This is a genomic window from Marisediminitalea aggregata, from assembly GCF_900129565.1.
In the GTDB taxonomy this organism is placed as follows: domain Bacteria; phylum Pseudomonadota; class Gammaproteobacteria; order Enterobacterales; family Alteromonadaceae; genus Alteromonas; species Alteromonas aggregata.
In genome coordinates this window covers 146,849-164,138 of sequence record NZ_FQWD01000004.1, presented here as the reverse complement: position 1 = coordinate 164,138, position 17,290 = coordinate 146,849, and the positions used below count along the sequence as shown (strand labels likewise).

At 47.1% G+C, this 17,290-nt stretch carries 19 protein-coding genes; 11 read left to right on the top strand and 8 right to left on the bottom strand.

Features of this window, described 5'->3' with window-relative positions; genetic code table 11:
- The first annotated feature begins 113 nt into the window (after window positions 1-113).
- From ccmA to BUB81_RS12260, 10 genes are read left to right on the top strand one after another with little or no spacing between them, the layout of a single operon-like run.
- Entirely contained in the window at window positions 114-743 is a 630-nt protein-coding gene (gene ccmA, locus BUB81_RS12305; protein ID WP_073323174.1) for a cytochrome c biogenesis heme-transporting ATPase CcmA, read from the top strand.
- Window positions 740-1,408: a heme exporter protein CcmB gene (gene ccmB, locus BUB81_RS12300; protein ID WP_073323172.1), complete on the top strand. Its 669-nt coding sequence runs from the start codon at window positions 740-742 to the stop codon at window positions 1,406-1,408. The genes ccmA and ccmB overlap by 4 nt, the downstream gene beginning before the upstream one ends.
- Window positions 1,408-2,166, top strand: a complete 759-nt coding sequence (locus BUB81_RS12295; protein WP_073323170.1) for a heme ABC transporter permease — start codon at window positions 1,408-1,410, stop codon at window positions 2,164-2,166. The genes ccmB and BUB81_RS12295 overlap by 1 nt, the downstream gene beginning before the upstream one ends.
- Entirely contained in the window at window positions 2,156-2,380 is a 225-nt protein-coding gene (gene ccmD, locus BUB81_RS12290; RefSeq protein WP_073323168.1) for a heme exporter protein CcmD, read from the top strand. Before BUB81_RS12295 ends, ccmD begins: the two co-directional genes overlap by 11 nt.
- Window positions 2,377-2,844: a cytochrome c maturation protein CcmE gene (gene ccmE, locus BUB81_RS12285; protein ID WP_073323167.1), complete on the top strand. Its 468-nt coding sequence runs from the start codon at window positions 2,377-2,379 to the stop codon at window positions 2,842-2,844. The genes ccmD and ccmE overlap by 4 nt, the downstream gene beginning before the upstream one ends.
- Window positions 2,844-4,838, top strand: a complete 1,995-nt coding sequence (locus BUB81_RS12280; RefSeq protein WP_073323165.1) for a heme lyase CcmF/NrfE family subunit — start codon at window positions 2,844-2,846, stop codon at window positions 4,836-4,838. The genes ccmE and BUB81_RS12280 overlap by 1 nt, the downstream gene beginning before the upstream one ends.
- Window positions 4,835-5,428, top strand: coding sequence for a redoxin family protein (locus BUB81_RS12275; protein WP_073323163.1), 594 nt, complete (start codon window positions 4,835-4,837; stop codon window positions 5,426-5,428). The genes BUB81_RS12280 and BUB81_RS12275 overlap by 4 nt, the downstream gene beginning before the upstream one ends.
- A complete protein-coding gene (locus BUB81_RS12270; RefSeq protein WP_073323161.1) occupies window positions 5,425-5,868 on the top strand; it encodes a cytochrome c-type biogenesis protein in 444 nt (147 codons plus the stop codon). Before BUB81_RS12275 ends, BUB81_RS12270 begins: the two co-directional genes overlap by 4 nt.
- Window positions 5,868-7,109, top strand: a complete 1,242-nt coding sequence (gene ccmI / locus BUB81_RS12265) for a c-type cytochrome biogenesis protein CcmI (RefSeq protein WP_073323159.1) — start codon at window positions 5,868-5,870, stop codon at window positions 7,107-7,109. The genes BUB81_RS12270 and ccmI overlap by 1 nt, the downstream gene beginning before the upstream one ends.
- On the top strand, window positions 7,106-7,945 hold the full coding sequence (locus BUB81_RS12260; protein ID WP_073323157.1) for an MlaA family lipoprotein: 840 nt from the start codon (window positions 7,106-7,108) through the stop codon (window positions 7,943-7,945). Before ccmI ends, BUB81_RS12260 begins: the two co-directional genes overlap by 4 nt.
- 61 nt (window positions 7,946-8,006) lie before the next feature.
- On the opposite strand, the gene galE is transcribed toward BUB81_RS12260, so the two are convergent.
- The 8 genes from galE to BUB81_RS12220 form a co-directional block, all read right to left on the bottom strand.
- Window positions 8,007-9,026, bottom strand: a complete 1,020-nt coding sequence (galE, locus tag BUB81_RS12255; RefSeq protein ID WP_073323155.1) for a UDP-glucose 4-epimerase GalE — start codon at window positions 9,024-9,026, stop codon at window positions 8,007-8,009.
- Window positions 9,023-9,325: a DUF6170 family protein gene (locus BUB81_RS12250; protein WP_073323153.1), complete on the bottom strand. Its 303-nt coding sequence runs from the start codon at window positions 9,323-9,325 to the stop codon at window positions 9,023-9,025. Before BUB81_RS12250 ends, galE begins: the two co-directional genes overlap by 4 nt.
- A gap of 87 nt (window positions 9,326-9,412) precedes the next feature.
- A complete protein-coding gene (locus tag BUB81_RS12245; RefSeq protein ID WP_084526510.1) occupies window positions 9,413-10,942 on the bottom strand; it encodes a peptide MFS transporter in 1,530 nt (509 codons plus the stop codon).
- A gap of 167 nt (window positions 10,943-11,109) precedes the next feature.
- Window positions 11,110-12,228 (bottom strand): KpsE/RkpR family capsule polysaccharide export protein, encoded by a 1,119-nt coding sequence (locus BUB81_RS12240; RefSeq protein WP_245819194.1) that lies wholly within the window; start codon window positions 12,226-12,228, stop codon window positions 11,110-11,112.
- 11 nt (window positions 12,229-12,239) lie between these two features.
- Window positions 12,240-12,890, bottom strand: coding sequence for an ABC transporter ATP-binding protein (locus tag BUB81_RS12235; protein WP_073323149.1), 651 nt, complete (start codon window positions 12,888-12,890; stop codon window positions 12,240-12,242).
- Window positions 12,887-13,669, bottom strand: a complete 783-nt coding sequence (locus tag BUB81_RS12230) for an ABC transporter permease (RefSeq protein ID WP_073323147.1) — start codon at window positions 13,667-13,669, stop codon at window positions 12,887-12,889. The genes BUB81_RS12235 and BUB81_RS12230 overlap by 4 nt, the downstream gene beginning before the upstream one ends.
- Entirely contained in the window at window positions 13,669-15,468 is a 1,800-nt protein-coding gene (locus BUB81_RS12225) for a polysaccharide biosynthesis/export family protein (RefSeq protein ID WP_073323145.1), read from the bottom strand. The genes BUB81_RS12230 and BUB81_RS12225 overlap by 1 nt, the downstream gene beginning before the upstream one ends.
- Before the next feature lie 13 nt (window positions 15,469-15,481).
- Window positions 15,482-15,853 carry a hypothetical protein gene (locus tag BUB81_RS12220; protein ID WP_139241574.1) on the bottom strand — a complete coding sequence of 124 codons (372 nt, stop codon included), beginning with the start codon at window positions 15,851-15,853 and terminating at the stop codon, window positions 15,482-15,484.
- Between the two features lie 329 nt (window positions 15,854-16,182).
- Between BUB81_RS12220 and wecA the strand changes: the two genes are divergently transcribed.
- Entirely contained in the window at window positions 16,183-17,259 is a 1,077-nt protein-coding gene (gene wecA / locus BUB81_RS12215; protein WP_073323141.1) for a UDP-N-acetylglucosamine--undecaprenyl-phosphate N-acetylglucosaminephosphotransferase, read from the top strand.
- Window positions 17,260-17,290: the final 31 nt, after the last annotated feature.

The window sequence follows — 17,290 nt, the reverse complement described above, 5'->3', positions numbered from 1 at the left end:
AGAAGATTGAATTAGATCAGAAATTCGCCGAACAGTCTTTCAGGTAAGATGCGATTACACCTAAATATGGTAGAATGCTGCGATTTTTTTAACGAAGTGAAGCAGGAATTATCTTGGCAGGACTAACTGCACATACGCTAACTTGTGTAAAACGGGACAGAGTGTTGTTTGCTGACTTGTCGTTTACCTTGCCGGCAGGCAGTCTGACGTATCTGCGTGGCCCCAATGGTGCAGGTAAAACCAGCTTACTTCGACTGCTTACCGGACTGTCGCTTCCTGACCAAGGGGAGATCCTGTTTAACGATGCGCCCATCGCGGAGTGTCTCCCCCAGTTTCATGCTTCACTTACCTATATCGGTCATAAACCCGGACTAAACAGTGCCTTGTCTGCAATTGAAAACCTGCAGTACTGGTGTGCCCAACATAGCATCGGCTTTTCACTCGATACCGCGTACAAGGTATTAACGATATTAGGTTTAGTCGGGCTTGAGGATATTCCCATTCGCATGCTATCGGCCGGTCAGCAGCGCAGAGTGGCATTGGCCCGGTTATGGTTAAAGTCTGCTGACGTGTGGATATTGGATGAGCCTTTTACTGCGCTCGACGTAAACGGTATCAAATTGCTCGAAACACACATGAGGTCTCATGTTGAACAAGGTGGTACAGTGATTACGACCTCGCATCAAGCGTTAAGTGAGGTTGCCGGGCCGGTTACGTTATTGGATCTGGAGTACCGCATATGAAGGCGCTCTGGAGCGGCATTTTTAAGCGCGACTTAGCTCTGGCATTTCGGCAGCGCTCTGAACTTGCGCAGCCCCTGATGTTTTTGTTGATGGTGGTAACCCTTTTTCCGCTTGGTGTAGGCCCCGGGCCTGCCACGCTGCAAAAAATTGGTCCAGGCGTCATTTGGATTGCGGCCATATTGTCGTCGCTTCTCGCCATGGATCGTATGTTTCGCGACGATTTTTGGGACGGCTCCATGGAGCAGTATTTGCTTAGTGGCCAGTCTGTCTGGGCCATTTCGGCAGTGAAGGTACTGGTGCACTGGCTGGTGAGTTTTGTGCCGCTGTTGATTTTATCGCCGCTATTAGCACTTTTTCTGAATTTAACCGTACAGATGTACACAGCATTGATGCTAACGCTGCTGCTGGGTACGCCCTTGTTATCCCTGGTTGGGGCGATAGCGGTTGGGTTGACGGTTGGCTTGCAACGGGGCGGGGTGTTACTGGCTTTATTGCTGATACCGGTGTTTATTCCGTTGCTGATTTTTGCCACCTCGGCGGTTGATGCCGCTGCGTTACAATTACCTTACCGTGCGCATCTTGCTATTATTGGCGCCATGCTATTAGCAGCCATGGCGGCTGCGCCCATGGCAATTGCGTATGCTTTAAAAGTGAGTCAAAACTAATGTGGAAGTGGTTACATCCCTACGCAAAACCTGAGCGGGCTTATCAGCTGTGTTCAACACTCCAGCCTTATTTTTTCTGGCCGGCAGTGCTGTGTATTCTGGTTGGTTCGGTCTGGGGACTGGCGTTCGCGCCGCAGGACTATCAACAGGGCGATTCGTTCCGAATTATCTACATTCACGTGCCCAGTGCAATTTTGTCGATGAGTACTTATGTCGCAATGGCTGTCGCAGCACTTGTGGGAATCGTATGGCAATGGCGCACCGCCTTTATGGCAATGATCGCGATGGCGCCTGTGGGTGCTGTGGTTACCTTTATTGCATTGTTTACCGGCGCCGCCTGGGGCAAACCAATGTGGGGCACCTGGTGGGTGTGGGACGCGCGTCTGACGTCTGAGCTCATATTGCTGTTTTTATATCTGGGGGTAATGTCACTTTATGGCGCCTTTGAAGACAAGCAACAGGCAGGAAAAGCTGCAGGCGTCATGGCACTTGTTGGCGTCGTCAATGTGCCTATTATCCACTACTCCGTAGAATGGTGGAATACCCTGCATCAGGGGGCCACTATAAGCAAATTCGATAAACCGTCGATTGCACCTGAAATGCTTTGGCCGCTACTTATTGCATTACTCGGGTTCGCTTTATTTATTGCTGCGGTAACCGTAATGCGCATGAAAAATGAAATAATTCGTAGAGAATATCATCGCCCTTGGGTGAAAGAGATGGTTCAGAGCGCAAAGGAGACCAATCATGCAGTTTGATAGTTGGCAGGCCTTTTGGCACATGGGCGGCTATGCCTTTTATGTGTGGGCGTCCTTTGGCGTTACTTTCCTGGCTATGGGCCTGATAGTGTTGAATAGCATGATGACACACAAAAAATTACTCAAAGAAGTGGCTCAGGAAGCCGCCCGACAACAGCGAATCGCGACCGCGAAGCAGGCAACTAAACAGAATCTGACCGGAGAGGAAGTATGAATCCAAGACGTCAACGCAGACTGGCCGCGGTAGGCGGTGCCGGACTGTTAATTGTTGGGGCTGTTGCACTGATGCTGTTTGCCTTAACCGACAATATCGACCTGTTTTACACGCCATCTGAAATCGTCGAAGGAAAAGACGGAGTGAAGCCAACCGTCGGTCAACGTTTGCGAATTGGTGGTATGGTCGTACCGGGGAGTGTCTCCCGCGATAGTGAGAGCCTCGAAGTGACTTTTAAATTAATTGATACCGGGCCGCAGGTGACTGTGACTTATGCCGGTATCCTACCGGATTTGTTTCGTGAAGGTCAGGGCATTGTGGCAACCGGCGTGTTAGCCGAAGCCGGCGTTATTCAGGCAGAAGAAGTGCTGGCCAAACATGACGAAGAGTACATGCCACCGGAGCTGGCTGAACAGATGAAAGGGATCAAACACGTTAAACCCAGCGAGGGGAGCTACGAATAGTGATACCTGAAATTGGCAATATCTCGCTGGTGCTTGCGCTTATCGCGTCTATTTTACTGGCGGTTTATCCGCTCTGGGGAGCACAGAAAGGGCACGTTGCATTGATGGCAACAGCCCGTCCTCTGGCAGTAAGTTTGTTTGGATTTACTGCGATTGCTTTTGGCTGTCTCACCTACGCGTTTGTTACCGATGACTTCTCACTGAATTATGTTGCTCAACATTCCAATAGTCGTTTGCCTGTCTATTACAAAGTGACGGCGGTGTGGGGCGGTCATGAAGGTTCGTTCTTACTCTGGGTATTGATGCTTTCGCTATGGACAGTGGCTGTGGCTATTTTTAGCTCAGGGATTCCGCGTGTGATGGTAGCGCGAGTGCTGTCGGTTCTAGGCATGGTAGCCATCGGCTTTTATCTGTTTATGTTACTGACCAGTAACCCGTTTGACAGTATGCTGCCGTTTTTCCCGGTAGATGGGCGCGATTTGAATCCGCTGCTTCAGGATTTCGGCATGATCATTCACCCGCCCATGCTGTACATGGGGTATGTTGGATTCTCTGTTGCTTTTGCGTTTGCCGTTTCTGCCCTCATTTCAGGGCAGCTGGATTCAACCTGGGCGCGTTGGTCTCGCCCCTGGGTTATCGCAGCCTGGAGTTTTCTGTCGGTAGGCATTGCACTGGGTAGCTGGTGGGCATACTACGAGCTCGGTTGGGGCGGCTGGTGGTTCTGGGATCCGGTAGAAAATGCCTCGTTTATGCCTTGGTTGGTCGGGACTGCACTTATGCACTCTTTGGCGGTAACCGAAAAGCGCAAAGCCTTTAAGTCGTGGACAGTACTATTGGCAATTGCCGCTTTTTCGTTGAGTTTGTTAGGCACGTTTTTGGTTCGCTCTGGCGTTATTGTGTCCGTTCACTCATTCGCCAGTGACCCCTCTCGCGGGCTGTTCATACTGGGCATATTAGTTGTGTTAACAGGCTTAAGCCTGGTGTTGTACGCAATGCGCGCGCAGCAGCTAAAAAGCCCCGGGCGCTATCAGCCGTTTTCACGGGAAGTACTGTTAATTGGTAACAACGTATTTCTGTGCGCTGCTACTCTGGTGGTGTTTTTGGGTACACTGTTACCTCTGGTGCACAAAGAACTGGGGCTGGGTTCCATATCGGTGGGGGCTCCGTTCTTTAATCAGATGTTTACCTGGTTGATTGTGCCCTTTGTCTTTATGTTAGGACTTGGGCCACTAACGCGTTGGAAGCATCAGCCAGTAGCACAAATTCAAAAAACGATATTACTGGCGTTAGGACTGAGTGTAAGCGCCGGTATTCTGATTAACTTTAGCTATGATGCACCAACGTATTTTGCGGCGTTGGGGCTGGTGTTAAGTGCATGGATTCTTGTTACGACGACTCAGGAAGTATTGCAGCGGGTAAATGCGTTATCGTCGGGCTCACTGTTCGAGCGACTTCGCAAGCTGACGCCCAGTCACTGGGGGATGATCCTTGGTCACCTTGGCTTTGCAGTAACCATCATTGGCATCACGCTGGTGAGTAACTACGAAGTTGAACGTGATGTGCGCATGGTGCCGGGAGAGTCGGTAACGCTGGGCGGTTATGAATTTGCTTTCCAGCGGGTAGAATCTCGTAACGGCCCCAATTACACCGCAGATGTGGGCATTTTTGATGTGTATCAGGACGGGGAGAAACTCGTTCACCTCGAACCTGAGAAGCGACTATATATCGTGCAGCGCATGCCTATGACGGAAGCGGGTATTTACTCTACTGTGTTCCGTGATTTGTTTATCGCGATGGGCGAGCCGCTGGATGATGGCGCCTGGGCGATTCGCGTTTATATAAAGCCTTTTGTTACCTGGATTTGGGCGGGTGCAGTATTTATGGCCTTAGGCGGCGTGTGTTCAATCAGTGACAGACGTTATCGCATGGCCAAGCTGGCAAAAGTGAAAAAAGCCGTAACACCCGGCAGTGTTATAGCAGGAGAAAGTGCATGAAGCGTTGGATAGTGTTTGGCGTACCGCTACTTGCGTTTGTCATCCTGGTTGGCTTTTTGTTCAGCGGATTGTTTTCTGACCCGCGGGCGTTGGACTCTCAGGTAAAAGGAAAGCCGGTACCGGATTTTTCCTTACCTGATTTAATGAACCCTGCGCAAACCTATACGCCAGATGTGTTTAAAGGCAAGGTGACGCTATTGAATGTGTGGGGTGTGTGGTGCGTGACTTGCGCCGTTGAACTGCCTTATCTGACTCAGCTTGTAGAACAAGAGCAGGTTAACATTGTGGGCTTGTATTTCGACCAGGACCTAGACCCGGATTTCGGTACTAAAACTATTGAGCGGGTGCAGCAGGAAGTGGTTGAAATCACAAGTCAGTTTGGCAATCCATATCAGTTTCATATCTTTGATGTATTTCGTGATACGTCACTCGATTTGGGCGTAACCGGTGCACCCGAGCACTTTTTAATCGACAGCAACGGGGTTATTCGCATGCATCACATCGGCGATATTAACGAGCGGGTGTGGAAAAATAAAGTAGGGCCGCTTTACCATCAATTACAACAAGAACTAGCGGGGCAACCACAATGAAACGAGGGCTGCTTTTTATCGCATTGCTGTTTGCCAGTTTAGTTGCACAAGCAACCGAAGAGGCTTATGAATTTGATACGCCTCAGCAACGCTTGCTGTTTCAGACTCTGACGGCAGAGCTGCGTTGTCCGATGTGCCAAAACCAGAATATTGCAGACTCGGATGCGATGATTTCTCACGATATGCGCCGTAAGGTATATACCCTGATCAAACAGGGCAAGAACGAAGCAGAGATCATAGATTATATGAAGTCGCGATACGGTGATTTTATTCACTACAAGCCACCGGTAACGCCTGTGACCATGTGGTTGTGGCTGGCGCCTATTCTGTTTTCGATTGTCGCCTTATTAGTCGTATTTCTTCGCAGACGTACCACGCCCCCAGAAGATATGGCGGCAAAACTGGCAAAAGCAGAAGCAATGTTGGAGCAAGATAAGTAGTGTCCTGGTTAGAGTTTGGATTGTCTGTTGCGGCGTTAGTCGCTGTATTGTTAATAGTGATTGCACTGCCATGGTTTCGTCGCGGCGCAGAGCAGGAAAATGTGTCATCGGCCAATGTCTCTGTTGTGAAGCAACGATTAGCCGAATTAGAACGCGAAGTGTCCGAAGGCTTGCTAACCGAACAGGACATGCGACAGGCCAGTGACGAGATAAAAGTGGCATTGGTTGATGAAGCGCAGGAAGAAAACAGGTCGGTTACCTCTGGTGGTTTGGTATTACTATTAGGTGCATTGGTTGCGTTGGGAGTAGGGGGTTGGGCTTATAGTCAGGCTAACAACCTGGAACGATTGCAGGCAACGCAGGAAGCAATCGATGCTTTACCCGGTCTGAGTACTAAAGTGGCTCAGGGAAACGGTGAGAACTTTACACCGAAGGACTTTCAGCAGTTGACGTTAGCCATCCGAAAGCGGTTGCAAATGGAACCAGAAGACGGACAGGGCTGGATGTATTTAGGACGCATTTGGATGGCGCTGGACCAGCAGGACCAGGCATTCGCAGCCTATGAAAAAGCCATTCATTATGCGCCGGGTGATAGTAACGTAAGAACCAATTATGCCAGAGCTTTGATGGCCAGTGATGACAAAGGGCGATTACAAAGTGCCCGACAGTTATTGTCGTCGCTATTGCAGGATGAGCCGGATAACAGCAATTTGGTCCTCATGTTAGCTGTGGTCGCCGGCAGATTAGGCGACGAGGCTGTGCTGGCGTCGAATTTGAATAAGTTAGATGGCCTGCTACCAGCAGATAACCCGTTAATGGTGCAACTGCAATCACGGTTGACGCAGCTTCGGGGCGAGACACCCGAATCAGCGAGTGAAGCACAACAACTAACAGGGTTTAATATTGAAATTAGTATCAGCGATGAACTGGCAGCTAAGCTACCTGAAAACGGGTTTTTATTCGTGTTTGCGCAGGACGCAAACAGTGACAATCGCATGCCTGCTGCTGTGCTCAGAATGCCATTGTCAACGTTACCTGCAACAGTCACGCTGACGCAAGAAAATGCCATGACACCGAATTATTCTCTGGCGCAGTTGTCTGAAGTCAAATTAATGGCCAGGGTGTCGGCTGATCAGGAGGCGCCAGCCGTTACCGGTGACTTAGAAGGCGTGATGAATAGTGAAGTTGTTCAGGGCAATATTCTGGACGCAACGATAGTGATCAACAAGGAAATCATGTGATATCGATTAACAGTAAGCTGTCTGCTCTTATTGTTTGCGCTGCATTAGTAGGTGGCTGCGCAACAAAGCCTTCAACAGAACAGACGGCAAGCACAACAAACACAACGAATACAACACAAAGTGACCCCAGGGATCCCTTAGAACCGATAAACCGGGTTATGTGGGATTTAAACTGGGAAGTATTGGATCGCTTCTTACTCAAACCTGCTGCAACCGTCTACGTGACGGTTATGCCTGGCTTTGCCAGAACCGGATTGTCCAATGCAGTTGAAAACCTGTCTGAGCCGGGCAACATGGTGAACAACCTGTTACAAGGCAAAGTGGGTCCGTCTTTCGATAGTTTCACCCGTTTTATGATTAACTCTACTGTCGGTGTGGTGGGGTTATTTGATGTCGCAGGTGCGATGGGATTGCAACGTCAGGAAGAGGAATTTGGCGAAGTACTGGGTGTATGGGGAGTGGGCACGGGCCCCTTCGTAATGCTGCCCGCCAGAGGCCCTACAGACGCTCGTAGTTTTACCGGTGACGTGGTCGATAACCTTTATTTTCCACTGTCTGTGTTAACAGGCAATATGAACGTAGCCCGATTTACTATTAGTGCTCTGGAAGGACGTGCACAACTGCTCGGTCAGGAAGGACAAATAGAAAACGCGGTTGATGACTATGAGATGGTTAAAAATATCTATTTCCAGAACCTGGAATTCAGGGTTACCGACGGTAAAAGTGTAGAAGAAGGTCCTGACGAAGAGCAGTTAGAAGACTTTGAAGAGTTTGAGTCGATGTTTGATGATGTCAATCTGGAAGAAGACTTGCCGGCTGAGCCTGAACCTAAATAGGGCGCAGAAAAGAATCAAAAAAACCGCTGATATCAGCGGTTTTTTTATGTTTGAACAAAGCTTAGTCCTGGTAGCCCATGGGATTCTGTGACTGCCAGTTCCAGGCATTGGCACACATATCTTCCAATGTTTTCTTCGCATGCCAGTTCAGCTCGGAAGCGGCTTTTGTTGGATCTGCATAACATGCGGCTACATCGCCTTCCCGACGCGGCGCAATTTTGTAGTTGATCGCTTTTCCGCAGGCTTTCTCAAACGCAGCTATCATCTCAAGCACTGAATAACCCTGACCTGTGCCCAGGTTATAGATGTCCAGGCCCATGTTCAGTGACAGTCGTTCGATGGCTTTTAAGTGGCCATTTGCAAGGTCTTCCACGTGAATGTAGTCACGTACACCGGTTCCGTCGACGGTGTCATAATCGTCACCAAACACGGCTAATTGAGCCAGTTTGCCTGAAGCGACCTGTGAGATATAAGGCATCAGGTTGTTCGGGATACCGTTCGGATCTTCGCCAATCTGACCTGACGGATGTGCACCCACCGGGTTGAAATAACGAAGGAGTACGATGTTCCATTCCTCATCAGACTTGTACAGATCTTTAAGAATATTCTCGACCATCAACTTAGACATACCATAGGGATTTGTCGGATGGCCTGTGGCCGAGTCTTCACGTAGAGGGAGTGATACAGGATCGCCGTAAACCGTTGCTGACGAGCTGAAAACCAGGTTTTTCACATTGTGGCGACGCATGGCGTTGCAAAGGTTAACCGAGCCATAAACGTTATTTTGGTAATATTCCAATGGCTTCTGTACCGATTCACCCACGGCCTTTAAACCCGCGAAGTGGATGACAGAGTGAATATCATGCTCTGAAAATACCTGGTCTAATGCGCCAGAATCGCAGATATCTCCTTTTACAAAGGTAACCGGCTTTCCGGTTATTGCCGTTACGCGACGCAACGACTCTTGTGACGCATTACACAAGTTATCAAAAACGACTACATCATAGTTTGCTTCCAGCAATTGCAGTACGGTGTGGCTGCCGATATACCCAGCTCCACCGGTGACAAGTATTGTTTTCATTGCTTATCCTTTTGTGACAACGATTCTAAATATTTAGCGCTTAATGAGTATTGTACAGGTTTCACGATAATGGGATACAGCAGGAAAACTAGCAACGCCCACAATAAAGACGTCCAGTCGGCTGCTACGCGAAGAAGCAGTGTAAACGCTGGCACAATCACCAGCAGTTTAAGTATGTTCAGTACAGTCTTTTCCGGAACAGTAAGTTTTTTGGCTGCCCGCTCCAGTAAGCGCATACGCTCTGCCAGAGGAAGGCCAGATAAACCAGGAATATTGCGCGTCGAAAAATAGAATTGCATAAAGTGCTCTTAATAAAAAACCGCCGGAACATGACGTCACGGCGGTTATTGTAAGGCAATCAGCCAGTGTTTAAAACACAGGTGTCGTTATTGTGCTTTTTCCTGAATACCGGCTTTTTCCCAGAATCTTGATTTGAAGCTCATCAAACCAATTACAATAGCAATAGCAATACTAAAGAGTGCAATTTGAAGATATAGGTTTGGCATTTCTTGCACGTTCTCAGGATCAAAATTACCAGATAGCAAACCAGCAATAATATTACCGATAGAGTAGGTGAGTACAAATACGCCCATCATCTGACCTGCAAAACGCTTCGGCGACAATTTACTGACCGCACTAAGTGCTACAGGGCTAAGGCATAGTTCACCTACGGTATGCAGGAAGTAAGTCGTTACTAGCCACATAGGGGCTACTTTAAGTCCTTGCGCTGCATATTGGGATGCCATAAACATGACCAGGAAGCCTGACGCCATAATTACAATACCAATTGCACACTTAATGGTATATGAAGGGTCAATCATGCGCTTGGCAAGGTTAATCCAAAGGGCGGCAAAGAATGGCGACAGAATGATAATAAAGAGAGAGTTAGAAAGCTGGAACCATACGGTAGGGATAGCGTCCATTCCAAACCATGACGTTAACCATGAGCCACTTTCAAGCGCGCGATCAGTATAGTTCTGCGCAAATAAATTAAGGGATGATCCGGCTTGTTCAAAACCAGACCAGAAGCATGCAGAGGCAACACATACTAAAAACAGTGCCCACATACGTTGCTTTTCATTATCGTTTAACTGACCTTTGAAGTAGATAAAGCCAAAATAAATAAAGAATATAGCGGTGAAAATAATAGCGACTTTTTCAGCAAGCGCGACTGGCTCGATTACGATGGTGCCCAAATGGGCCAGAATGATAATCACAACGGCTACTGCTAACACGCCTAAAACACATAACCAGGCACGCTGCCTTGCGGCACCTACATAGGGGTTAGCGGGTGCCACTGACTCTGTAGCCAAAGAGCGGTTTGTAAAGTAGTACTGTATAAGTCCTAAACCCATACCGATGGCAGCGGCACCAAATGCATAGTGCCAGCCCCAGTTTTCCTGCAGGTAACCAGTGACCAGATAGGCGATCAACGAACCGATGTTAATACCCATATAGTATAGCGCATAGCCACTGTCACGACGGCCGTCATCGTCGTCATATTGCTGGCCAACCATGGCTGAAATGTTTGGCTTAAGTAACCCTGTGCCGGAAGCTACCAGAATAAGGCCGACAAAGAATAGGTTTTGAAGGTCTACTGCCAGCACAATGTGTCCGGCGAAGATAATTAATCCGCCATACCATACCGCTTGTTTGCCTCCAATCAGACGATCCGCGAGCCAGCCTCCCGGTAACCCAAGAAAATACACAGCCCCGGTGTAGAGGCCGTATATGGCACCTGCTGAGGCGACAGTGAAGCCAAGACCTTGTGTTTGCAAGCTCGCTGTCATAAACAGCACGAGTAGGGCACGCATGCCGTAGTAGCTCATGCGCTCCCACATTTCGGTAAAAAATAACGTTCTCAGACCATTTGGATGGCCGAAGAAGCTGGTGTCGTTAGATGTATTTGTTGTCACAACAGAGTTCCGTATAGTTATTATTGGTAAGTTGGTGTGTTCAATTTGTTGGAATTGAACACACCACTGTAGACATTCTTATACTAGAGGTTGTCCATTGAGACAACCTGTAGGCGATGGGATAGCTTATAAATCCAGCAGTAGTGAAGCCTCGAGTGTGAATCTGCTTATAATTCCCGAATAGTCGCCACAACAATGCGAATGGCAATAAACGCCATGCTTAGCAACACGCCCAGCAATACCAAGTTGTAAATTACCTTAGGGTAGGTAGCGTCATCGGGCAGCGTTGGAGACTCAACAGTAACTAAATGTTGTAGTTGTTGATAGGTATCGACCCGTGCATTTTCTAACGTCATTAATGATGAGCCATAGGCCTGTAATGCAAGTTCTACCTGAACCTGCAGGTTTGAATATTGTGCCATCAGCTGATTAATCGAGAGTTTGGCGTCGCTGCCCTGCGTATCATTGATCTTGGTTTTCTGTTCTGTGATCTGCTGCTCAAGTGCTTTGATTTGGCGCTTTAAAGACACAATTTCCGGCGCTGTGGCAGACATAATGCCAGCCAAGGTGCTCAGCTCAGCTTGCTTCTGAGCGAGTGTGGCTTCAAGAGAGAATGCGATTTGCTGAAAGGCTGCTCCTTCTGCGGTAGGATCCAACACATTGTATTTTGATTGGAAATTAATGAGGGCCAGCTTGGCCTGCTGAAGCTTGTCTTCCACGATGTCGTGTTCGCTTTGTGCAAACGCTAAGCGCGATTTTGCCAGGTTATTGCTGATTTCGTTTATAAATTGTTCTGCGCGTTTAACGATGGTCTTGCTGATTAACTGGGCATATTCCGGGTTATAAGCGCGTACAGACAGCTCGATAACACTGGAGTCTGAGTTAATCAGGACATCGATATTGTTCAGGTAATATTCCAGAAAGGCTTCGTTACTGTGATCACTAGCGAGGCGACTAATGATGTCGCCCTCTGAAGAGGTATAGTGACCACTTAAATCAATAGCCTTGTCGAGATAGTGCAACATGTCATTCGATTGTATGAATGCAACAACCAGTTGGCTTTCATTGGATGCCGGGGCGCCTGTCACTCCTGACATAAGCAGCGCTGACGGGTCGAAGTTGTTTGCACCATCGGCAGACTTTACAACAAGCTGGCTTGTGCTTTCATACTTTGGAGCAGCAATCAGTGTTAAGTACGCAGCGTAAAGAAGCCAGGGCACTATTACGAGCAATAGCGGCCGTTTCTTAATCATTGTTTGTGCTTGGTTAAGGTAGTCTTTCAGCATGCTAATTCTCTTTATCCCATGTAAATCTTTATGGCTTCTTCAAGGTCGCCATAATAAGTAAGCTGGCCATTGTCTAACAGAATGGCGGACTTACAGAACTCTCGTATTTGGTCAATTTCATGGCTCACCATGATTAAGCCGGCTTCCTTTGCTTTCACTTCTAATGCTTCCCGGGCTTTTTTCCTGAATTTGGGATCGCCTACCGATGTCGCTTCGTCTATCAGGTAAATATCAAAATTAATATTGATGCAGCAGGCGAATACCAAGCGTGCGCGCATACCCGAGGAATATGTCCTGACCGGCAGGTCATAGCGTTTATCGAGCTCTGCGAATTCCTGAACTTTTTTCTCATATTTCCGTAAATTTGGCACATTATTGATTCTCCCAACAAATCGGGTATTTTCACGGCCAGTCATTTGTGGGTGAACGCCGGTTGCAAGAGCTACAGGCCAGGACATTGACTTATTAGTTAGAATTTTACCTGAGTCGGGGTACTCACTTTTTGCCAATATTCTGAAAAGTGTGGATTTCCCTGCTCCATTTTTTCCCAAAATTGCCACATTGCTTTCCGTTGGAATTGTAAAGTTTAAGTTGCGGAAAATATATTGGGGCCCAAGTTTACTTGGGTAAGATTTCGTTAAATTCTTTAGCTCAATAGTCATCTGGATAAAATACCTTTCCAAGTTAGATGATATAGGCACACGGCAAAGAAGAAAGCTGTAAAAGAACTGGCAAGAGCAAATTCGACAGACACTCCATTGTCACCATAGGATTTAAAACATGCGAACCTTGCTAATTCTATAAAGTGGACTAACGGATTCCATGTTAAATAGTGCCAATACTCCATAGGAATATCTTGAAGACTAAAAAATGTGCACGATATGAAGAAAAGAGGCCTTGTTAATAAGCCTGTAACCTTGTTTACCTCGGGAACATAGGCGGTAATGATGCCTAAAATGCAGCTCAAGCTAAACGTAAAAGCCCATAGCGCAAGGTAGATTACTATTAGTAGTAATGCATTATCTAATTGCGTAGGGATTTTCAAAAGAAACAAGGCAATAAAGGCTAGAATGATCACGACAATCTTAATTGAAAATTCTACAAAGCAAGAAACAATAAGACCTGAGATTGGCTGAACTTGCCTAAATGCGTATAAAGGTCGATTTCGTTTAAATGCGGCAGAGACGGAATTTAGTGGAGTAATAAATGATTGAATACTAATCATTCCAATCATCATAAAAATGAATACGGGAATGGAGTGGACATCGCCTCCTCCCATCATACTCCGCATATATGACAAACCGAAAATGAAGGCAAATGGCTCAATAAACGCCCAGGCTAATCCTAATTTATCATTAAACTGAGACTGCATTTCGCGAAGGAAAAGCGCGAATAACACACTTTTCCAAACGTTCAATTGCTTTCTAAGCGATACTTTCATTAGTTAAGAGCAACATTTGCTGCAACGGCAATTTGATAAATAACCTGGGTGATATCTTTAACCGCCTGTAGCGTTTTAGCGTCTATTCTTGGTAAGACCACCACCTGATCGCCGGTCGAAATAGGAGTGTCGTCATCGACATCAAAGAAGTCGACCATCCCGTTTGCCCGAATAACCAAAATGCGCTCGTCGTTCGCTCTCTCACTGAACCCGCCAGCCCAGGCAACATAATCTTCAAGCGTCGCATTCTGATTGAAAACAACAGATTGCGGCATTAATACTTCTCCACCCACATGCACCAGATCTGTGACAGCCGGGATGACAATAGTATCGTTCGCTTCAAGAAGAATATCTGCCACGTTGGGGCCATCAGATACAATGACTTTGCCTAACGGTTTAATTTGTCTGGCTCGCGCAATGAAGTCAGAAATTAATTGGGCTTCCTGAACCCGAATAGCGCCTTCGCCTGTTGATGAAACCGGCGCGGTATAAACAGATCTTTCCAGTCTGTCCAATGCCTGATTGATTATTTGCTGTTGCTGTTCAGCGACACTTTCGCGTAACAGGTAGATGTTTTTAAAGTCAGAGAGTGCTGGGTCTACGGCGACATTACTGAGTACCTGATGCAGACGGGCCCCTTTTTCGACCATAAAGCGGGATTCACCCTTGAAGCTTCCTGCAATATTTATGGGGTAGATTTGAATTTCATGATCATTTTTAAATTCAATATGATCACCTGCGTGGAGTTTCAGGTCACTAAATTCATCCAGCTTGGTGTACTTTGCAAAATGGCTCTCATCACGCAGACCGGTAACAGACACGTGACTAATAAAGTCACCGGGTTTGGCATAGTTGACCAACGATTGGCCTCGCATGTCATCGCCTTTTAATTCGAAAGTGAAGCTGTTCCTTGCCCCTTCACTCACCGTGACCGTTGAGCCTATAGGTTTTACGAGAATGACGTCTTTGTCCTGAAAAGAGAAAGCGGGCAGTGAGCCATTAGTCACAAAGTCATATAAATCAATGGCTTCAATAGTCTCTCCATTCCGGATGATTTCGATATTTCTGAAACTACCGCGAAGAAAGTCAATACCGCCAGCGCGTTTTAAAAAATACAGAACACTATCGGTCGCTTGGCCGGCATACTGGCCAGGACGTAACACAGGACCGGATACGTAAAGTGATACTGGCGTTGCAGTAAGCAAGTTGACGTATGTGTTCACGTCGTTAGTGTAAACAGATTTGATGGCCTGTGTGACAGTTTGATTCACCTGTCCAGCCGGTGTGTTCATAAGTTGTACCGGGCCAATATTGGGAATAAAGATATTCCCCTGACTATCGACGGTAACCACATCGGAATAATTAACCGCGCCCCACATCCAGACTGAAATTTGATCGCCCGGGGCAATCAAGTAGTTTTCGTTCACACTGCTTACACGTTCAGATTCGAAACCGCCAATAAACAGGTTTGCCGCAAAAGGCGGATTAGCCATTTTCTCCTGGAGTGGGTATACCATATCAATGGTTGGCTCTCCAGGTAACACCATCCCGTATCTGGGAACGTTGTTGTACTGGCCTGCGCTTGCTCTGGTTGCACTGTTGGCGCTAGCTGGCAATGTTGGCGACATGCCCAGTTGCATAGGATTAATCCCACTGGCGCTATTTGTAGTACCCGCGCTGCCCTGGCGATTAAGCTGTTGCTGTACCTGTCTGATTTGCTCTGCACTTTGTGCCACAGCCTGTCCGGTACTGAGTAAACTCACAATAGACAAGCCAATCACGTATTTAAGTACTTTCATATGATGTCTGTTCCTACTGCGTATCTTGAGATGCTATTGCCGGAAAATGAAGCCAATAATCATGTTTTTTACACAGAACACCAGCTTGATTCATTCTGCCTTGTTGGACTGCACTTAAGCGATAACATTGAAGGCCAAGCGCAGAGTAATAACCAGAGGCAACCGTATATTCTACTCCGTCAATGACAGTTCTGCCTTGAGAGATTTTTAACTCTGGAATGGCTTTTGCTTGTTTTGTATCAGATGTCGATGGTATCTGCTTTAGTGTGGCTAACTGATTGGAACTTACTAATGGTAAGTTAGCTTTGACGGCAGCAGGCTGGGATACACACCCTGCCAATGTGCTCAAACCTGTTATCCAAACAGCGGCGATAAATAATTTCATATCGTACTTGGCATACATCCATTTAAAGAGATGCCAAGAATACCATAATCGTAATAAAAGGCATGTAAAGTTTGATTGAGTTGGTTGAGTAGTAAGCAGATTAGCGATGTGCGTGCAAAAAAGCGCCAATCAAACTTAAATTTTCGAACAGGGGTAGTCAGTTATACTAATGTTTACTATTATAGGGCGAGTTTTCAGATATCTCTCCACGAAACAATGTTTGTTCGTCAGTAATCTCAATGGAGTTGGTGAGTTAATGGATTGTCCTTTTTACAAGGTAGATAGTGTGACGGGTGTACTAACCGGGAATCAGTGGAGACTGTGATCGAATGTTAACGTATCTTCAGTTCATTCCGTTATTCACGGCTTTTTTTGTCGCGCTCATTTTGCTCGTGGTGATGACGCCACTTGCTCATCAGTTTGGGCTTGTCGACCAACCATCTTATCGTAAACGCCACAGCGGTATCGTGCCGTTGACCGGTGGTGTCGCTATATTTGTTGCGGTTCTCGTTGCCAGCGTGATGACTGACGTGTGGATGAAAAACAACCCGCTCTTTTTTACGGCATCTGCCTTTATTGTACTGTTGGGTATGCTGGATGACCGGTTTGATTTAAGCGCCAAAGGGCGTTTGATGTGCCAGTTTGGTGTTGCCTCTATCATGGCCTGGAGTGCGCAAAACTACATTACATCGCTGGGGGATATTTTCGGCTTCGGTTCTGTGTACCTCGGGTTAGGTGGCTATTTCTTCACACTGATTTGTGTGGTTGGTGTCATTAACGCTATTAACATGATCGACGGTATTGACGGTCTGGCCGGTGGCATGAGCCTGATCGTGTTAGCCAGCGTGGTGTCTTTATTGCTCATCTCTGGCAACGGTGCCGCGATTATGGAGCCGCTGGTTATCATAGCCGCTATCGTTCCGTTTCTTGCGTTCAACCTAAGTTTGAAGGGTTTTAAAGGCAATAAGATTTTCATGGGTGACGCCGGCAGTATGTTCGTTGGCTTGACCATAGTGTGGCTATTAGTTGATCACACCCAGGGCGTTTCTGCATCATTACGACCTATCACCGGGGTTTGGTTGATTGGTCTGCCACTGATGGACATGGCGGCTATAATGTTCAGAAGAGCTAAAAAGGGTCAGTCAGTGCTTCGTCCGGACAGAAAGCACTTGCACAATATCTTTATGCGTGCAGGCCTCAACTCAAGGCGTTCATTAGTCGCTATCTTGTGTTTAGGCGCATGTTATTGCGTGGTGGGTATACTGGGTGAGGTTTACCAGGTGCCTGACTACATCATGTTTTGGTCTTTCATGGCGTTGTTGGTGGTTTACACGGCTGCAATCATGAATATATGGAAGATTATTCGCGTAGTCCGAGATACAAAGCGATTGTTCTTGGGGAAATAATTGCCTCAAACTAGTGCAATCCAGGCGTGTT

Excerpts from the sequence above, each read along its gene's own strand:
- ccmB (WP_073323172.1), top strand. The coding sequence starts at position 740 with ATGAAGGCGCTCTGGAGCGGCATTTTTAAGCGCGACTTAGCTCTGGCA.
- BUB81_RS12295 (WP_073323170.1), top strand. The coding sequence starts at position 1,408 with ATGTGGAAGTGGTTACATCCCTACGCAAAACCTGAGCGGGCTTATCAG.
- ccmD (WP_073323168.1), top strand. The coding sequence starts at position 2,156 with ATGCAGTTTGATAGTTGGCAGGCCTTTTGGCACATGGGCGGCTATGCC.
- ccmE (WP_073323167.1), top strand. The coding sequence starts at position 2,377 with ATGAATCCAAGACGTCAACGCAGACTGGCCGCGGTAGGCGGTGCCGGA.
- BUB81_RS12275 (WP_073323163.1), top strand. The coding sequence starts at position 4,835 with ATGAAGCGTTGGATAGTGTTTGGCGTACCGCTACTTGCGTTTGTCATC.
- BUB81_RS12270 (WP_073323161.1), top strand. The coding sequence starts at position 5,425 with ATGAAACGAGGGCTGCTTTTTATCGCATTGCTGTTTGCCAGTTTAGTT.
- galE (WP_073323155.1), bottom strand. The coding sequence starts at position 9,026 with ATGAAAACAATACTTGTCACCGGTGGAGCTGGGTATATCGGCAGCCAC.
- BUB81_RS12250 (WP_073323153.1), bottom strand. The coding sequence starts at position 9,325 with ATGCAATTCTATTTTTCGACGCGCAATATTCCTGGTTTATCTGGCCTT.
- BUB81_RS12240 (WP_245819194.1), bottom strand. The coding sequence starts at position 12,228 with ATGCTGAAAGACTACCTTAACCAAGCACAAACAATGATTAAGAAACGG.
- BUB81_RS12235 (WP_073323149.1), bottom strand. The coding sequence starts at position 12,890 with ATGACTATTGAGCTAAAGAATTTAACGAAATCTTACCCAAGTAAACTT.
- BUB81_RS12230 (WP_073323147.1), bottom strand. The coding sequence starts at position 13,669 with ATGAAAGTATCGCTTAGAAAGCAATTGAACGTTTGGAAAAGTGTGTTA.
- BUB81_RS12225 (WP_073323145.1), bottom strand. The coding sequence starts at position 15,468 with ATGAAAGTACTTAAATACGTGATTGGCTTGTCTATTGTGAGTTTACTC.
- BUB81_RS12220 (WP_139241574.1), bottom strand. The coding sequence starts at position 15,853 with ATGAAATTATTTATCGCCGCTGTTTGGATAACAGGTTTGAGCACATTG.
- wecA (WP_073323141.1), top strand. The coding sequence starts at position 16,183 with ATGTTAACGTATCTTCAGTTCATTCCGTTATTCACGGCTTTTTTTGTC.